Origin of the sequence: Streptomyces sp. NPDC003247, assembly GCF_042888135.1 — a bacterium.
Lineage (GTDB): Bacteria > Actinomycetota > Actinomycetes > Streptomycetales > Streptomycetaceae > Streptomyces.
On sequence record NZ_JBIAPF010000007.1, the window covers coordinates 70,947 to 85,921 of the forward strand.

Below are 14,975 nucleotides of genomic sequence, written 5' to 3' on the forward strand. Positions count from 1 at the left end.
GGAACCCGGGGAGACCCGGGGGGCCCGAGGAAACCCGAGGGAAAAGCAAGCGCCCCCCACGCACCCGCCAGAGCCGACCTACCCTTGCTGCCTTCCGGCCCTGGGGGAGTTCAGTCAGATAGCGCCGCGTGAGGGGCTGCGCCAAGGCTACCTGATGTCAGGGGCGGGGAACGAGTTCGCGAGCACTCCTCTCGGTCATGTAATGTTCCCACCGGAGGATTCGCCTAGAGGCCTAGGGCGCACGCTTGGAAAGCGTGTTGGGGGCAACCCCTCACGAGTTCGAATCTCGTATCCTCCGCCAGTGCCTCACCGGGCACGATGTCGAAGGGCCCCACCGTTCGCGGTGGGGCCCTTCGACGTGGTCCGTCTCAGTTTCCGTCTCAGTTCGTCGTCGGAAGCTCCCAGAAGATCAGGAAGTCGGGTTCGGGCTCAGCGGTCCGCCGGCCGGCGAGGCGAAGACGTGCCCCTTGCCCTCCCAGTCGGCGCCGGCCGCGGTCGGGGACGCGTCCGCGGCGCACCGCTTCCCGAGGGCCACCCGGATCGTCCGGTGGACGTGGTGCGCGGTGCCGGCGGAGCTCCCGAAATCCTGCACCTTCCGGTAGCAGCGCTCCGGGTGCTCCGGCTCCAGGCGGTCGAGCCGGTGAGCGCCGAGGCCGGGCACAAGGTGAACGCGGACATCGACCTCGTACCCCGTCGTACGTGTTCTGGGAGACGTACGGCTTGGCGATGTTCTCCACCCAGTGCTCAAGCCGGCTCTGCACGGTCCACTCCTTGCCGGGCTTCTTGACCTTCTTGGCATCCCGCGCCCGTTCCATCTCGCGGACGGCCCGGGTCACCTCGGTCTTGGCCCTCCGCTCGATGTGCCGACGGTCGGGCCTACCGTCGTCCCGGACGCCGACCGTCACCCGGCCGTGCCATTTCCCGTCCTTGCCGAGGCCGTGCCGTTTCCCGTCCTTGCCGAGGCCGTGCCATTTCCCGTCCTTGCCGAGGTGGACGGACGAGGCCCCATTGGGCTGCCGGGTGCGCAAGGCCCGCGCACGGCGCGAGCGCGCGCCGCCTCTGCGGTGCGGCCTGCCTCAGTCGCTTGCCCGAGTGGCTCCGGCGGAGTGGCCGCCCCGCTCTTCGGGCCGTCCGTGCCAGGAGCGTCACGAGAGGGTGCCGTACTCCCCGCGGATCCCGTGGGTCCGGGACCTGCGCGAGGCGTTCCAGCAGATCCGGGAGGTCGCTCCCGGAGACTTCCGGATGCGGTCTGAGCCGTTCAGAGGCGGGGGAGAGCAGAGATGACGCGTCGGCAGGCGCGGGCAGTCCAAGGTCACAGAGCGTAGAGAACTCCGTGATCGCGGACGTCCGTGCCTGCTGTGTACCGAACCCCGCCCAGCATGACGAGATGTCAGCAACCGGGCGTCAGCCGACTACGCCGAAGCCCTGGCCGAGGAGGGCGCGGTAGTGCGTGACTTCCGGTTCGCGCTCCATCCAGATGATGCCGGTGGGGGGTCTCCGTTGTTGCGCTGTCGGACCATCCGCTTGGTTTCCGCTGCGCTCTTCGAGATGCACGACGAATGGATCGCCTTACCTCGCCGCCACCTCCCCGAAGGCGATATGGGTGATATCTACCGTAAACTCTCTTTTAGTTCCTCTGCGCCACCCAACGCACCGAAATGCAACCGCCAGTTGGCCCCCAACACCATGACGAGGGACACTACCCGGCGGATGCGCGTTCCCGACCGAGTGGCACTCGCTTCGGTATCCTCCCGTGCAGGTCATCGGAGGCCATTTACCCAACGATTACTGGGCAGTTGACCTCAGGGTTTCGTGGTAGCGTCCCTGCTCGGAGGGACAGTGCAACCTGAAAGGGAAATCGTGAACACGGAGAAGATCGCCGCTCGCCGCCTCTCGCTGGAAGAGGTGACGAAGCTCGGCGTGAAGGACAGGATCTTCATTTCCGCCGACACGGCAGAACTCAAGCTTCCCGACTGCTATGTCCCTGCTTTCCTGACCAAGTCCGGCGAGAATTTCGAGGGCGGTTCGATCACGGCGCGAACCGTATTCCAGGAAGAGGTCTCCTGCCTTCCCGACGACGAGAATGAAGCCGGAATCTACCTGGCCGACGAGAACGGCTCGGTGACCATCGAGGTCCTCCAGTCCGCCGGTGTCGTGCTGGACCTGGCACTTTTCGTCCCCGGTGGGGACAAGGGGGCCCTCACGGCCCTTTACGCTGCGGCCCGGCAGGCGTTCGGTGCCGACATCGTGCAGATCTGGCGCCAGGGCCTCAAGGAGGTTCCCGACGTGAAGGTCGACATCTTCGAGGAGCAGATTCCCCGGGGGCGCAAGGGGAACGACAGCCCCAAGCGTGACCGTCGCGCGATCGACACCTACCCCACCCGTGCGGACTTCATCGAGTTCTCCGCGGGGTGGAAGCCGGTCATTGAGGTTCACAGGCCGATTGTTGACGACACCCCGACCATCTGAGGCGGCGTTACCTCTCGGCCTCGGCCTGAGAGAACGCCGAGAACGCATGCGCCGGATCCGGTCGACCCCGGAGCGGCCCAGCGAGCCGTCGGGAAATAACTCACGAACGCCGAAGCGCCGTTCCACTCGATGACCTCGCGAGACAGCCCGCCTGACCGAGGTCAAAGCCTGAAGTTGTTCTGCGACAGCTCCCAGGGCTTCGGCGTAGTCGAGTGGAGTCCGCCCGGCGCCCTGTTGAGACACAGCCACCGTCGCTGTCGAACGCGGTGCAGCCCCCCAGGACCGCAATCCGCCTCAGACGATGAAACGGCGACGCGGATTCGGGGACGGAGACGACGGCCTGGCCGGCGTACTCGCCCGTGTGGAACCGCGCCGCCTTTGGCGAGCGATGTCGGTACGACTGTGAGACCGCGGGGCGAAGCGCCCTGCATGACCGGCCTCGCGCACCCACGAGGCCGGTCATCTCCCGTACGCGCGCTTCCAGCGTGCCCGGTGCCGGGAGTCTCCCTGCCCTCTGCCGTTCACCTCGCTCACGGACAGCAGGGAGGCCCCGTTGTTCCACATGCCGAGGTGATCGCGGTGCACTGCGAGGATGCCGTGCTGCACCGCGAATCTCTCGGAGGGCCGGCTGAAGCGCGTGGTCGTCACGAACACTGCCAGGTCGGCCCCGAAGTGCACCTTGGCACCCAGCAGATCGCGTAACTCGCGACTCGCGATCGTGCTGCTCGGCGCGTAGCGCTTGCACTGGATCACCATGGTCCGCCCGTCCGGGAGACGGCCGACGACGTCGGCGCCGTTGTCGTTCGCACCGCCCACCCGCCGCACCTGCGTGCAGCCGTCCCGGCGGCACAGGCTTGCGACCAGATCCTCGAACTCGGTGCCGGTCATCGCGTCCACCTCGGCGAGAGTCCGGTACCCGGCCTTCACCGCCTCTTCCTGCCGCCACAGACGGTCCCGCCCGCGCACGAGCCGGTCCGCACGCCACAGCCACCAGGCCGCCGCTCCGAGGCCGCCGAAAACCAGTGCGCCCGTGACGTACGGCCACACGGCCGACCAGAACACCACCAGCAGGACCAGCGCCAGAGCACCGCCGGCCGCCGGCGCCTTCAGCCGCGCCGCCCGACGCCGGCGGGCAGCCGCACCCCGTCTACGCCCAGCCACGATCGAAGCCCCTCCCCCACAAGTCCGTGTACGGCAGTCTGAGCAGCCTGAGGCGACGGCAGAAGGGCGCGAGTCGGCCATGGCCGGATTGGTTTCCGTTGGTCACACCCGTCACAAGTTCGAACCTCGTATGCTCCGCCAGTGCCTCACCGGGCACGATGTCGAAGGTCCCCGCCGTTCGCCGTAGGCCCCTTCGGAGTTGGGCGTCTCGGTTTCCGGTTCGCCGATCCGGCGATATCCCGTTCGGCTGCCTGCCATGCTGGGCATCATGTCCATGATCACCACCACATCGGCCGCGGCCTCATCCGACCCGGCAGGGGTCCTGATCTTCCTTGCAGCCCTGGGGGCCGCAGCCGTCTGCTTCGGAGCGAGGTGGACCTTCAACCTGCGCGGTGCCGTCGACGCAACGCTGGCCCGCCGACGGGCCGCTCTGGAGCTGAAGGGTCAGCGCACAGGCGATCTGAGCCTCGCGGACACCGAGAGCCTCGGCCCCGGGTTCTTCAAGCTCATCGGCAGCGTCATAGCTGTGGCAGGGCTTGCCTTGCTGGCACTGAGCCTGATCCTCGCGACCCACTGAGTCGGCACCCGGTGAACGCGGCTGAACGGCTCTGATCAGGCTCTGATCAGGCTCTGACCGGCATGAACAGACCCCTGAAGTAGATATGGGGCAAGTCGTCGAGGGTTCACATTCCTCCACTACCGCACGTGAGCGAAGGGCTCGTCCGCTGGACCGGGCTCTTCGGCGTGTCCGCTATCGGCTTCTTGCCGACGTAGGCCCAGACGAGGGCGGCGAAGAGCGAGCCGTTGAGGAGGAAGAGCAGCCACAGCAGCTTCGGTACGAAGCGGACGCGGTCGGCGGGGGTGCGGACGCAGTCGATCAGCGCCCACAGCGAGAGGGCGGCCGCGAGGGCGATCAGCACGAGGGTCGGCAGGTCCATCATGTGCAGCATTCGTCTTCTCCTTGCTCGGACTCGGGCTCCGTCTCGGAGCGGCGTTCACTCCCTCATCGCACGAGCCCCTCCGATCGGTTCACGCACGGGCGCGGTGTGTGCCGGCCGGTGCGTACCGCCTACAGTCCCCGCATGGACTGGACCGCTCCCCTCAGCGCCATGGCCGGTGCGCTCGCCGGCATCGTCGCCACGTTCGTCGTGGACCGGGACCGCTGGAGGCGGGCGCAGAAGGCGGAGGCACAGACCGTTCTGCGGGAGGCGTTCGTGACCTATCTCGCCCACCTGGCCCGTGCGACCGAAGGCATGCGCTTCGCCGCGGAGGCCACCTACGAGACGGCCGAGGAGCGCAGGCGCGCGGTCCGTGCGGCGTTCTCCGAGTCCGGTCTGTTCGAGCAGCGCTTCGCGCTGACGATGCTTGCTCCGCCCCGCGTGGTCGAGCTGGGCGTCGAGGCGTTCCGCACGGTCCGCACGATGCGGGACCTGCTGGCGGACGGCGAGCAGGTGACGGGCGGCACCTTCCAGACCGCGCAGCACACGTACTTCGTGGCCGTCCAGGACACGGCGGCCGTCATGCGCCAGGAGCTCGGGATTGCGGAGCTGCCCTTCGTTCCCCTGGCACCCAGTCACGACGGCGACCGGGTCGGACACGGGTGAACGCGCCGGGCCGCGGCCCGGCACCCTCCTGGACATGGCGATCACCGAAGGCCCACCTCACTTACCCGTACGGCGAGTTGAGGGTGCGGGACCGCACGGTCGCGGAGGCGGTCGGCGTACGGACCCGGCCCGTCGCTGCGGCCGTCAGGCCGTCCGATAGCGTCGCTGCCGCCCGTTCTCCCTGGTCAGCAGGGGTGGGAGGGGCAGTGAACAGGTACGACAGGACGGCGGGCGCAGTGGATGTGAAGGGCGGCTCGATAGCCGAGGACCCCGGGAGCGGGATGGTGCTGATCCCCGCAGCCGAGGCCAAGTTCTCCGTCGGGGTGGCGCTGTGGGACGACACGGACGCCGTGTACCGGTCGTTCCTTCGCGGCAGGCTCACGGAGGGCTGGGAGAAGGACACCTTCCGGGCGTCCGTCGCCGGGCGGGGCCACCGGCAGACGCTGCTGCCCGTGCTGGTGCAGCTCGTCCCCCGGCCGGACAACGACTACAACCCCGCGGCGATCAGCGTGGCCGCTCCCCCGGCGCTGGGCGGGACGGACCACGAACGGCACATGGGCTACCTGTACGAGCGGAACCTGGTGTCGCTCGGGGGCCCCGTCCGGGCTCTGGCCGCCCTCGGCGACCGCCCGGTCGGCTGCCACGGGATCGTCGTGGTCGACGAGGTCGACGAGGTCGACGACGATCTCTGGGACGAGCAGGAGGAGCAGGACGAGGAGTCCGGCCATTTCCTGCGGGTCCGGAGTGCCGGGCGGACGTACTCGGTGGCCTCCCTGCGGCTGCGGCTGCCCTGGTGGGAAGACCTCCAGGCCATGACGGTCGCGTACGCGCGGAGGATGCGGCCGGAGCTGATCCTGCCGTTCACCGGCCACTGGACGTCGTACCGCGAGGGCGCTCACGACGAACTGCTCCGCCGGACCGACCGGAAGGCGTTCCCCGTCACCCTCCGCGCCGAGGGTGACACGCTCACCGCGTTCTACGAGGACCTGGAACTGTCCGTCCTCGTGCCCTCCGGCCGGGACTTCTTCGACCGCACCCTGCTCCGGGTCCGGGAGCTGGGCGGTACGGCCACGGCCCACGCCCAGGAGCACCGCGGGGCGCTGAAGGTGTTCGTGGAGGACCACACGCCGGTCGGCGCCTCCTGACCCGTACGGGGCCCGTCGGCGCGCGGGGTCCGGGCGGGCGGTCCGTTCACCGTACGATCCGCACCCTCGCCGTCTCGCTCACCTGGTCGATCTCCGACGTCCGTACCGTCACCTTCATCTCCCAGGTGCCGGGGGCGGGCAGGGTGAAGGACGGCGCGGTCCAGTAGCCGCCGCGGTCGGTGAGCCTGGCGTCGAGGGGGCCGACGTCCTGATCGGGGAGGGTGAACGAGACGCGGAGTTCGGGGACGGCCGCGAAGCCGCCGTCGGGGCCGTAGACCACGGCCTGGAGGGAGTTGCTGCCGACACGGCCGGGATCGAGGGTGAGCTGGACCGTGCCGCGGCCGCCGGTGGCACCGGCGTCGAAGGGAACGGTGGTGACGGAGGCGACGGGCAGGCCCGTGGACCGCCCCGCGGTGGCCGCCTCCGCCTCCGCGCGGGCCGGCAGGGTGCCCGTCAGCACCGTGGTGAGCCCGAGCACCACCACGGAGACGACGACCTCGGCCAGTACGGAACGGCGCAGGGCACGCCGGTGGGCGTCCTCGACCGGCGGGAACGGCGGCTCGGTCGGGGGAAGCGGTGGCTCGGCCGGCAGGAGCGGCGGCTCGGCCGGGGGGAGCGGTGGCTCGGCCGGTGGGAGCGTGTCCGGCGGGGAGAGCCGGGTGTCCGAGGGGCGGCCGTCGGCGGGCTGCGGAATGCGGTCCCGCAGCTGTGCCCGGGGGCTCGTGCCTGCGTGCGCTGCCACCGTCACCGTGACCGCCGCCGTAACCGGCGTCGCCGTCCCAGTCTCCGTTTCCGTCGCCTCCGCCGTCTCCGTCGTCTCCGTCGTCGCCGGTGTCTTCGACCGCATCTTCGTCCGTTCCTCCGCCTCCGCCACCCGTGCGGTCCATCGTCGGGACAGTGCGCCCGCCGTGAGGAGCAGTGCCACCGCGGCCAGCTTGGCGAGCAGGAGACGGCCGTAGGGGGAGCCTGTCAGCGCGCCGAGGGAGCCGAGGCCGCGCCAGGACTGGTAGACGCCGGTGACCGCCAGGACGGCGACCGAGGCGGCGGCCACTCGGGAGAAACGGGCCGCCACGCGGGCCGGGAGGGCGTCCCGGCGGAGCAGGGTCAGCAGAGCCGTCAGGCCACCGAGCCAGGCCGCCGTCGCCAGCAGGTGCAGCACCGACGACGCCATCGCCGCCGGGACCTGGATGCCGGCCGACGCGTGTTCGGCGGCCGCCCAGGTCAGGGCGAGGGCCACGGCGAGGACGGCACCGGCGGCGAGGGTCGTCCGGGGGACCCTCGCGCGCCCGCGCTGCCGTACGAACAGGACGGCGGCCACGGCCAGCAGGGCCAGCCGTACCGCCAGGGCGAGGCCGGGGCGGCCGGTCAGGGTGCGGGTCAGGCCGGACGGATCCAGGGCCCGGGCCGGGCCCGCGCCCGTCTCGTAGGGGGCGCGCAGCAGGAGCAGCAGGACCGTCGAGCCGGTGAGGACGGCCCAGCCCGCCAGCAGGGGCCGGCGCAGGGGACGGGGGTCAGGCGGGCGGCAGACGGCGAGGAACGCCGCCGTACCGATGAGGACTGCCGCCGCGCCGTACGCCAGATAGCGGCCGATCTTGAAGAGGCCGGCGGTGGCCGGGTCCTCGGCGGGGCCGGCGGGCGGGGTGGCGCGGGTCGCGGACGGTGCGCCGACGGAGAAGGTGAAGGCGCCGCCGATCGGGTGGCTGTCGGCGGACACCACCCGCCAGACCACCGTGTAGGTGCCGTCGCCGAGCGTGGCGGGCAGGGTGGTCCGCGCGGTGTCGGCCCGGCCCCGCGCGTGCCGTGCCGGGCCCGTTCCGACGCGCCGGTTGTCGGGGTCGAGGACGCGGAAGGAGTCGTCGAGCAGGCCGACGGACTCGGTGAAGGTCAGGGTGACGGCGCGGGGCGCGGACCGGACGACGGAGCCGTCGGCGGGGTCGGCGTCGCGGAGGACGGCGTGGGCGGATGCCCGGCCCGCGCCCGGGAGGAGGAGCAGGACCAGCAGGGCGCCCAGCAGCACCAGCCCCTGAAGCCGTCGGCCCCCTCGATCCCCTCGGCCCCCTGGGCCCCGTCGGGCTCGTGGACCCTGTCGGCCCCGTGGTCCCCGTCGGGCCCGTGGTCCCGCCGTCCCGGTCCCCGGGCCGCTCCGGCCGCCTCCGGACCACCTGCCGGTCGTCCGCGCGGCTCCCGACGCTCCTGGGGCAGCTCCTGGTACTCCCGGGGTTCCCGCGGCTTCAGCGACTCCCGCGACTCCCGCGGCTCCCGCGGCTCCCGCGGCTCCTGGGGCTCCTGGGGCTCCTGGGGCTTCCGCGGCTCCCAGGGCTCCCGGGGCTCCCAGGGCTCCCGCGGCTGCGGCGACTCCCGCGGCTCCCGAGGCTCCCGGGGCCCCCGAGGTCGCCGTCGTCCCGTCCCGTCGTCCGTCGTCGTGGCCTTCGCTCACGCAACCGCTCCGTACCTCGGACTCGTGTGCTCGGGGATACGTACGGACGGCGGGGCGGTCCTGCTCACCACGACGGGCGGACCGAGACGCCTCCGTCCACCACCAGGTCGTGGCCGGTGATCCAGGAGGCGAGCGGGGACGCGAGGAAGACGCAGGCGTCGCCGACGTCCTCCGGGCGGCCCAGCCGGCCGACGGCGACCGCCTCGCGCCACCGCCGCACGCCCTCGGGCCAGGCCTCGGCGAGACCCTCCCGTTCGATCAGACCGGGCGAGACCGTGTTGACGCGGATGCCCCAGGAGCCGTACTCCCGCGCCGCCGCGCGGGCGTGCATCACGACCGCCGCCTTCGAGGCGGCGTAGTGGGCGTGGTGCTCGGCGGGCCGTCCGGCCTCGACCGAGGCGATGTGGGTGACGGTGCCGCCGCCGTCCTGTCCGCGCATGACCTCGGCGGCGGCCCGGGTGCAGGAGAAGACACTGGTCAGGTTGGTGTCGAGGACGACCCGCCAGTCGGCGTCGGACATGTCCGCCAGCGCCTGGACGGGCTGTACGCCCGCGTTGTTGACCAGGTCGGTCAGCCGTCCGCCGCCCCACTCGGCGGCCTCCCGCACGAGCCGCCGGCAGTCCTCGGGGCGGGACAGGTCGGCCTGGAGGACGACCGCCCGGCGGCCCGTCCCGGCGACCGCGCGGGCGACGTCACGCGCCGCCTCCACTCCTCGGTGGCAGTGGAGCGCCACGTCCGCGCCCTCCTCGGCGAACCGCAGCGCGATCCCCCGGCCGAGTCCGCCGCTCGCTCCCGTGACCAGGGCCAGACGGCCCGTCAGCAACGTCATGGACGGCAGAGTCGCTCGATCAGGGCCGCCCGGTCCGGGTGGCGCGCCGTGAGGCCGGCCGCGTCGCCGTGCTCGTAGTCCCCGTAGGTGAACCCGGGGGCCATGGTGCAGCCGAAGAACGTCCAGGCGCCGCCCGCCGTGACCCGCGCGCCCATCCAGGTGCGCGCGGGGACGGTGAGCTGCGGATGCTGGCCGCCGAGGACGTCCGGGCCGAGCACGGCCGTCCGGGAGGTGCCGTCGGGGGCGAGGAGCAGCAGCTCCAGCGGGTCGCCCAGGTAGTGGTGCCAGACCTCGTCGGCGGGCAGGCGGTGCAGGGCCGAGAAGTCGTCCGCGGTGAGCAGGGCGACGATCGCGGAACCGGCGGTCCGGCCGTCCGGCCCCTCGGGGCCCGTCCAGGTACGGCGGAACAGTCCCCCCTCACGGGGGATCGGCTCCATCCCGTAGTGGGCGACGAGGTCTTCGGGGGTCACCGGGCCTGGGGAGGTCACCCGGGGAAGGCTACCTCCCGGCGGAGGAAGGCCAGTTGCGCCTTCTTCTCCGGCAGGTACACGTCCGGCAGGTCGATCTCCGGCAGCGTGACGAGCGGCCCGGCCTCGAATCCGTGCCGCAGGAAACGGCCGACCGCCTTCTCGTTGCGCACGTCGGGGTCCACGACGATCCGCCGCCGGTCCAGCCCGAGCAGCGCGTACGCCGTGAAGGCGTCCAGCAGCGCCGACGTCCAGCCCGGCCGCGGGCCGTCGCCGCCGGCCGGCGCGAGGAGCAGGTGGATGCCGATGTCCCCGGGCTCGACGTCGTAGCACTCGCTGACCCGGTCCTCCGTGGGCTCGTACGTCTGGAGCAGGGCCACCGGGGTGCCGTCCAGCTCGACGAGGAAGGCGTGGTGGGTGTCCAGGCCGGCCATGTGGGCGTAGATCTCGGCGACCTGGTCGCGCGTCAGGCCGGTCATGCCCCAGAACGCGGCCCGTTCCTCGCGCACCCAGCCGTGGACGACGTCCGCGTCGCCCTCGGCGTCGAGGGGCCGGATGCCGACGGTGCCGAAGCCGTCGGCCGTCCGCTCGAACAGGTAGGCGGGCGGGTGCTCGGACGTGGTCGGCTCTGACGAGCGTTCGGACGTGGTCCACCCTGACGAGTGCTCGGACGGGTGTTCGAACGGGCGTTCGGAGGGGTGGTCGGGCGTGGTCCCGGACCCGGGGCGGTCAGACATCGCTCTCCTTCTTCAGCTGCGCCCAGTCGGTGACGACCGGGGCCAGCTCGCCCGTGAGCCAGAGGGGCAGCTGGTCGTGGTGGTGGGGGCTGTCGGGGTGGCCGTCGGCACCGTAGGGCACGACCCAGGAGCTGTCCTCGCGGCGGGCCAGGTCCCAGACGTAGCGGGCGGCCGGGCCGCGGGCGGCGAGGTCGGTCCAGCCGGGCACGGCGGAGGTGCACAGCACGCAGTCGTGGTCGCCGGAGAGGGCCGGGGCCTCCTGCGCGGGGTCGGGCAGGGCCCGCCAGGGCGCGAGGCGGTGCGTGTCGCCCCAGCGGGCGGCCGGCTGCCCGGCGACCTCCTCGACGGCCTCCCGGAGCAGGGCGGTGCGGTCGATGCCGTACAGCTCCTCGGCGCGCAGGAGGTGTTCGAGGGCGAAGCCGACCCGGGGCAGCAGGGCCAGCCAGGGCAGGAAGACCTCGGGGTAGGCGGGCGGGGCGGTCAGCGGGGCGAAGGCCGGCTGGGTGGCGAGGCGGCGGACGAGCGCGCCGCGCAGGGCCGCGAACCGTGCGGCGTCCTGGCTGCCGGCGTCCATGCGGCGGTCCCAGCGCAGGAGGTGCTCGCGCAGGTCGGCCGCCGGGCCGGTCAGGTCGTCGAGGGCGGCGAGCCGGTCCAGCAGGGGGGCCGCGGACGCCAGGTGGGTGTCCGTGTGGATCCCGGGCATGTCGGCCGCGGACCAGTCACGGCGCCGGTCCAGCAGTTCCCGGATGCGGTCGGCGCGGTGGGGCGGGGCGAACTCGACGCCGAGCGGGCCGGCGGGGCCGCGCTGGTTGGCCATGACGGCGATGCCGTCGGTGAGTCCGGCGCGGGGGGTCTCGTGCCAGCCGGTCCACTCGTGACCGGGTTCCCAGGCGGCCACGAGCCGGGTGCGGTTGGCCCGGGAGCGGACCGGGACGCGGCCCGCGACCCGGTGCAGGAGCCCGCCCTCGGTGTCGGCGGCCTGGACGACGTTGACGGGCTCCGCCCAGACGTCGAAGGCGCGGTCCACGTCGGCGACCCGGCGGGCGCGCAGCAGGGGCAGCAGGGCGCCGAAGCCCAGGTCGCCGGTGACGCGGGGCGGGTAGCGCAGGGCGAGGGCGAGCGGGGTGCCGTCGTCGAGCCCCTCCGGGCCGCCGGCGATCACCGGGCCGCGCTCGGTCTCCAGGACCTCCACCTCGACGGTCTCCTCGCCCGCCACGCGGACCAGTTCGGTGTGCCGGGCGACGCGCCGCCAGACGCCGTCCGGGCCGAGGGCCTCGACGCCGGCGCCGGTGCGGCGCAGCCGTTCGCGGTAGAGGTCCTGGTAGTCGGCCATGGCGTTGGTGATGGCCCAGGCGACCGTGCCGGTGTGCCCGAAGTGGGCGATGCCGGGGACGCCCGGCACGGCGAGCCCGACGACGTCGAACTCGTCGCAGGCCAGCCGGATCTGCTGGTAGACGCCGGGATCCTCGATGAACCGGTGCGGGTCGCCGGCGATGACGGCCTGTCCGGTGCGGGTGCGCTCGCCGGCGACCAGCCAGCCGTTGCTCCCGGAGGTGCCGGGTCCGTCGGTGGCGAACAGGCCGACGGCGTCCGGGCCGAGGTGGCGGACGGCCTCCTCGCGCCAGAGCTTGGCCGGGAAGCCGGCGAAGAGGATGTGGGTGGAGAGCCAGACGGCGAGCGGGGTCCACGGCTCCCAGCGGCCGGGGGCGAGGCCGACGCGCGCGAACTCGGGCGCCGGGCCGCCGGCACGGTCCAGGTCCAGGCGTGTGCCGACGCCGTCCTGGCCTGCGCCTACGCCTACGCCTACGCCTACGCCTACGCCTAGGCCTAGGCCTACGCCTACATGGTCCAGGCCTGCGCCGACGCCGTCGAGGGCTGCGCGGACACCGTCGAGGCCTTCGTTGACGCCGTCGACGTAGGCGCGCACCCAGTCGGCGGTCTCCGGGTCCCGCTCCTCCAGGGTGGTGAAGCAGCGCCGGGCCGTGTCGTCCAGGCGGGCACGGCGCACGAAGCGGTCCCAGGAGAGGGCCTCGGGGCCGAGGAAGGACGCCGAGGTGCCGCGGGCGCGATGGCGTTCGACCTCCAGCTGCCAGGCGCGGTCGCGCGCGGTCACCCGTCCCTGGAGGCGGGCGAGGTCCCGGGCGCTGCCGGCGCGCAGGTGCGGAATGCCCCAGGGGTCCCGGAAGACGCCGTCAGGAATGTCGGTCTCGCTCGTCACCCTGCATCCTCGCATCTTTAGGTTAGCCTTACCTAACAATTCGTGGAGAAATCGTACGCGAGGGGTGAAGACGCCATGGCGCAGGGGCCGGGTTGGGAAGGCGCGGTCCTCAAGATGATGCGGGCGAAGTACTTCACCCTCACCGTCACGGGCGCCGGGGACGTCACCCCGCACTATCGCAGGCTGCACCTCGCCGACGGCGGCCTGCTCGCCGCGACCGGCGTCCACCCCACGATGTGGGTGCGGCTGTGGTTCGCCGACGCCGGGAAGCCTCACCAGCGGGCGTACACGCTGGTCGACCGCGGCGCGTGCCCCGGCGCGACACGGGGGCCGCGCTGGTGGACCGGGTGAAGGCGGAACTCCCCGACCTCCTGACGGCCACCCCGCACCCGTACGTCCGGATCGCCCGCGACACCCGCACCACCCGCACGCTCTCGGCGCACGTACGCAAGGACCTGGACGTCCCCAGGGAGCGGACCCACGCGCTGGGGTACCGGCGGGCGGGCTGAGGCCGGCCGAGCCCGCCAGGCCAGCCAAGCCGGCCAGTCCCGCCAAGCCAGCCACACCCGCCAGGCCCGCCGAGCCTGCGAGACCCGCCAGACCAGCCAAGCCAGCCACACCCGCCAGGCCCGCCACCGAGGTGCCGGTGGGCACGCCGCCCTCGTGCGCGGGATGATCGGACCATGGACGTCACTCTTCACCTCGCCCAGGACCCCGAGGCCGACGCGCTGCTCGGGCGCTCGCCGCTCGCCGCGCTGGTCGGGATGCTGCTGGACCAGCAAGTGCCCATGGAGTGGGCGTTCAAGGGGCCCCGGACGATCGCCGACCGGCTCGGCGCCGGCGATCTCGACGCCCACGAGATCGCCGCCCAGGACCCGGAGGCCTTCGCCGCCCTGCTCTCCGAGAAGCCGGCGGTGCACCGCTACCCGGGCTCCATGGCCAAGCGCATCCAGCAGCTGTGCCAGTACCTCGTCGAACACTACGACGGTGACGCGAGCGCCGTCTGGGAGGGCGTCGGCACCGGCACGGAGCTGCTCGCACGGCTGGAGGAACTGCCCGGCTTCGGCAAGCAGAAGGCCCAGATCTTCCTCGCGCTCCTCGGCAAGCAGCTCGGCGTGCGGCCGACGGGCTGGCGGGAGGCGGCCGGCGCCTACGGCGAGTCCGGCTCCTTCCGCTCCGTCGCCGACATCACCGGACCGGAGTCGCTGTCCAAGGTGCGGGCGCACAAGCAGGAGATGAAGGCGGCGGCCAAGGCGAGGAAGCAGTCCTCGGGCGGCTGACGCCGACCAGGGCCGAACGGGTGGTTCTCGCCCCACCATGCTGAACGATCGGCGTGTCGCGGGGAGACCACCTCCCATGAGCAGCACGCGAAGCCTCCCGTTCGGCCCCGCCTGGCTACGGGTCGTCGTGCTGCTGCTCGTGGTCCTGGTGCCGAACGCCCCCACCGGGACGGCCGCGATTCCGCCCGTGGCCGCCGCGGAGACCTTCGAGTTCGACGCCCTGGACACGGCGCTGCGCCCCACCTCGGGCGGCTCCCACCGCACCGTCGCCCCGCCGCCGCGCTCCACGCCCGGGCGGACGCCGACGCCCGCCGTTCCCCCGGGCCGCCGCGTCCCCCCGCCGCACGGGGCGCCGTACGCCCCGGACGCCCTGGTCGCCCTGCGCACCGTCGTCCTGCGCTGCTGACCGGCCGCCGCCCGCCACCCGGCCGGGCAGGGACCAGCCAGCACTACGCGAGGAACATGCGAGGGAACCAGCCATGCCCACCGACCCCTACGCGGTCCTGCGCGCCCTGCTGCGCGCCGAGGCCGTGCGCAGTACGCCGAAGCCGCAGCTGAAGGTCACCGACCAGGAGAAGCCGCAGCGGGCCCCGAAGAGCGACCGGGGCCGCTGACCCTCCGGCGGAGG

Annotated in this window: 15 protein-coding genes, 1 tRNA gene, 1 other RNA gene and 2 pseudogenes; 9 read left to right on the forward strand and 10 right to left on the reverse strand. The window is 72.7% G+C overall.

Annotated elements, in window-relative coordinates; all coding sequences use genetic code 11:
- Positions 1–42 precede the first annotated feature (42 nt).
- An RNA gene (gene ffs / locus ACFYWQ_RS23785) (signal recognition particle sRNA small type) lies at positions 43–141 on the reverse strand.
- Between the two features lie 72 nt (positions 142–213).
- Here ffs and ACFYWQ_RS23790 point away from each other — a divergent pair.
- Positions 214–301, forward strand: a tRNA-Ser gene (locus tag ACFYWQ_RS23790).
- Between the two features lie 199 nt (positions 302–500).
- On the opposite strand, the pseudogene ACFYWQ_RS23795 reads toward ACFYWQ_RS23790, so the two are convergent.
- Positions 501–1,028: pseudogene (locus ACFYWQ_RS23795) on the reverse strand (hypothetical protein); the annotation flags it as partial.
- A gap of 376 nt (positions 1,029–1,404) precedes the next feature.
- Positions 1,405–1,554, reverse strand: a complete 150-nt coding sequence (locus ACFYWQ_RS23800; protein ID WP_389518878.1) for a hypothetical protein — start codon at positions 1,552–1,554, stop codon at positions 1,405–1,407.
- Positions 1,555–1,860: 306 nt separating this feature from the next.
- Between ACFYWQ_RS23800 and ACFYWQ_RS23805 the strand changes: the two genes are divergently transcribed.
- Positions 1,861–2,469: a hypothetical protein gene (locus ACFYWQ_RS23805; protein WP_389518879.1), complete on the forward strand. Its 609-nt coding sequence runs from the start codon at positions 1,861–1,863 to the stop codon at positions 2,467–2,469.
- Between the two features lie 459 nt (positions 2,470–2,928).
- On the opposite strand, the gene ACFYWQ_RS23810 is transcribed toward ACFYWQ_RS23805, so the two are convergent.
- Entirely contained in the window at positions 2,929–3,630 is a 702-nt protein-coding gene (locus tag ACFYWQ_RS23810) for a restriction endonuclease (RefSeq protein ID WP_389518880.1), read from the reverse strand.
- A gap of 268 nt (positions 3,631–3,898) precedes the next feature.
- Between ACFYWQ_RS23810 and ACFYWQ_RS23815 the strand changes: the two genes are divergently transcribed.
- Positions 3,899–4,207, forward strand: coding sequence for a hypothetical protein (locus ACFYWQ_RS23815; RefSeq protein WP_389518881.1), 309 nt, complete (start codon positions 3,899–3,901; stop codon positions 4,205–4,207).
- 106 nt (positions 4,208–4,313) lie between these two features.
- Here the strand turns inward: ACFYWQ_RS23815 and ACFYWQ_RS23820 are convergent, their stop codons facing one another.
- Positions 4,314–4,580, reverse strand: coding sequence for a hypothetical protein (locus ACFYWQ_RS23820; protein ID WP_389518882.1), 267 nt, complete (start codon positions 4,578–4,580; stop codon positions 4,314–4,316).
- A 132-nt stretch (positions 4,581–4,712) separates the two neighbouring features.
- Between ACFYWQ_RS23820 and ACFYWQ_RS23825 the strand changes: the two genes are divergently transcribed.
- Together ACFYWQ_RS23825 and ACFYWQ_RS23830 are read left to right on the forward strand one after the other, a co-directional pair.
- Positions 4,713–5,234: a hypothetical protein gene (locus tag ACFYWQ_RS23825; RefSeq protein ID WP_389518883.1), complete on the forward strand. Its 522-nt coding sequence runs from the start codon at positions 4,713–4,715 to the stop codon at positions 5,232–5,234.
- A 206-nt stretch (positions 5,235–5,440) separates the two neighbouring features.
- The gene (locus ACFYWQ_RS23830; protein ID WP_389518884.1) at positions 5,441–6,379 is read left to right on the forward strand and encodes a hypothetical protein; all 939 of its coding nucleotides are present in this window, start codon (positions 5,441–5,443) and stop codon (positions 6,377–6,379) included.
- Positions 6,380–6,425: 46 nt separating this feature from the next.
- On the opposite strand, the gene ACFYWQ_RS23835 is transcribed toward ACFYWQ_RS23830, so the two are convergent.
- The 5 genes from ACFYWQ_RS23835 to ACFYWQ_RS23855 form a co-directional block, all read right to left on the reverse strand.
- Positions 6,426–8,396, reverse strand: a complete 1,971-nt coding sequence (locus tag ACFYWQ_RS23835; RefSeq protein WP_389518885.1) for a copper resistance protein CopC — start codon at positions 8,394–8,396, stop codon at positions 6,426–6,428.
- A 484-nt stretch (positions 8,397–8,880) separates the two neighbouring features.
- The gene (locus tag ACFYWQ_RS23840) at positions 8,881–9,645 is read right to left on the reverse strand and encodes an SDR family NAD(P)-dependent oxidoreductase (protein WP_389518886.1); all 765 of its coding nucleotides are present in this window, start codon (positions 9,643–9,645) and stop codon (positions 8,881–8,883) included.
- Entirely contained in the window at positions 9,642–10,082 is a 441-nt protein-coding gene (locus ACFYWQ_RS23845; RefSeq protein ID WP_389519377.1) for a cupin domain-containing protein, read from the reverse strand. Before ACFYWQ_RS23845 ends, ACFYWQ_RS23840 begins: the two co-directional genes overlap by 4 nt.
- A 47-nt stretch (positions 10,083–10,129) precedes the next feature.
- Positions 10,130–10,849 (reverse strand): GNAT family N-acetyltransferase, encoded by a 720-nt coding sequence (locus ACFYWQ_RS23850; RefSeq protein ID WP_389518887.1) that lies wholly within the window; start codon positions 10,847–10,849, stop codon positions 10,130–10,132.
- Positions 10,842–13,067 carry a penicillin acylase family protein gene (locus ACFYWQ_RS23855; RefSeq protein ID WP_389518888.1) on the reverse strand — a complete coding sequence of 742 codons (2,226 nt, stop codon included), beginning with the start codon at positions 13,065–13,067 and terminating at the stop codon, positions 10,842–10,844. Before ACFYWQ_RS23855 ends, ACFYWQ_RS23850 begins: the two co-directional genes overlap by 8 nt.
- 75 nt (positions 13,068–13,142) lie before the next feature.
- On the opposite strand from ACFYWQ_RS23855, the pseudogene ACFYWQ_RS23860 reads away from it, so the two are divergent.
- From ACFYWQ_RS23860 to ACFYWQ_RS23875, 4 genes and pseudogenes are all read left to right on the forward strand, one after another.
- Positions 13,143–13,576 (forward strand): annotated as a pseudogene (locus ACFYWQ_RS23860) (hypothetical protein).
- 174 nt (positions 13,577–13,750) lie between these two features.
- On the forward strand, positions 13,751–14,347 hold the full coding sequence (locus ACFYWQ_RS23865; RefSeq protein ID WP_389518889.1) for an HhH-GPD-type base excision DNA repair protein: 597 nt from the start codon (positions 13,751–13,753) through the stop codon (positions 14,345–14,347).
- Between the two features lie 76 nt (positions 14,348–14,423).
- Positions 14,424–14,753: a hypothetical protein gene (locus tag ACFYWQ_RS23870; protein WP_389518890.1), complete on the forward strand. Its 330-nt coding sequence runs from the start codon at positions 14,424–14,426 to the stop codon at positions 14,751–14,753.
- Between the two features lie 73 nt (positions 14,754–14,826).
- On the forward strand, positions 14,827–14,961 hold the full coding sequence (locus ACFYWQ_RS23875; RefSeq protein ID WP_389518891.1) for a hypothetical protein: 135 nt from the start codon (positions 14,827–14,829) through the stop codon (positions 14,959–14,961).
- The last annotated feature ends 14 nt before the right edge of the window (positions 14,962–14,975 follow it).

Coding starts and splice junctions, on each gene's coding strand:
- ACFYWQ_RS23815 (WP_389518881.1), top strand. CDS start 3,899: ATGTCCATGATCACCACCACATCGGCCGCGGCCTCATCCGACCCGGCA.
- ACFYWQ_RS23820 (WP_389518882.1), bottom strand. CDS start 4,580: ATGCTGCACATGATGGACCTGCCGACCCTCGTGCTGATCGCCCTCGCG.
- ACFYWQ_RS23825 (WP_389518883.1), top strand. CDS start 4,713: ATGGACTGGACCGCTCCCCTCAGCGCCATGGCCGGTGCGCTCGCCGGC.
- ACFYWQ_RS23840 (WP_389518886.1), bottom strand. CDS start 9,645: ATGACGTTGCTGACGGGCCGTCTGGCCCTGGTCACGGGAGCGAGCGGC.
- ACFYWQ_RS23845 (WP_389519377.1), bottom strand. CDS start 10,082: ATGGAGCCGATCCCCCGTGAGGGGGGACTGTTCCGCCGTACCTGGACG.
- ACFYWQ_RS23850 (WP_389518887.1), bottom strand. CDS start 10,849: ATGTCTGACCGCCCCGGGTCCGGGACCACGCCCGACCACCCCTCCGAA.
- ACFYWQ_RS23865 (WP_389518889.1), top strand. CDS start 13,751: ATGGACGTCACTCTTCACCTCGCCCAGGACCCCGAGGCCGACGCGCTG.
- ACFYWQ_RS23870 (WP_389518890.1), top strand. CDS start 14,424: ATGAGCAGCACGCGAAGCCTCCCGTTCGGCCCCGCCTGGCTACGGGTC.
- ACFYWQ_RS23875 (WP_389518891.1), top strand. CDS start 14,827: ATGCCCACCGACCCCTACGCGGTCCTGCGCGCCCTGCTGCGCGCCGAG.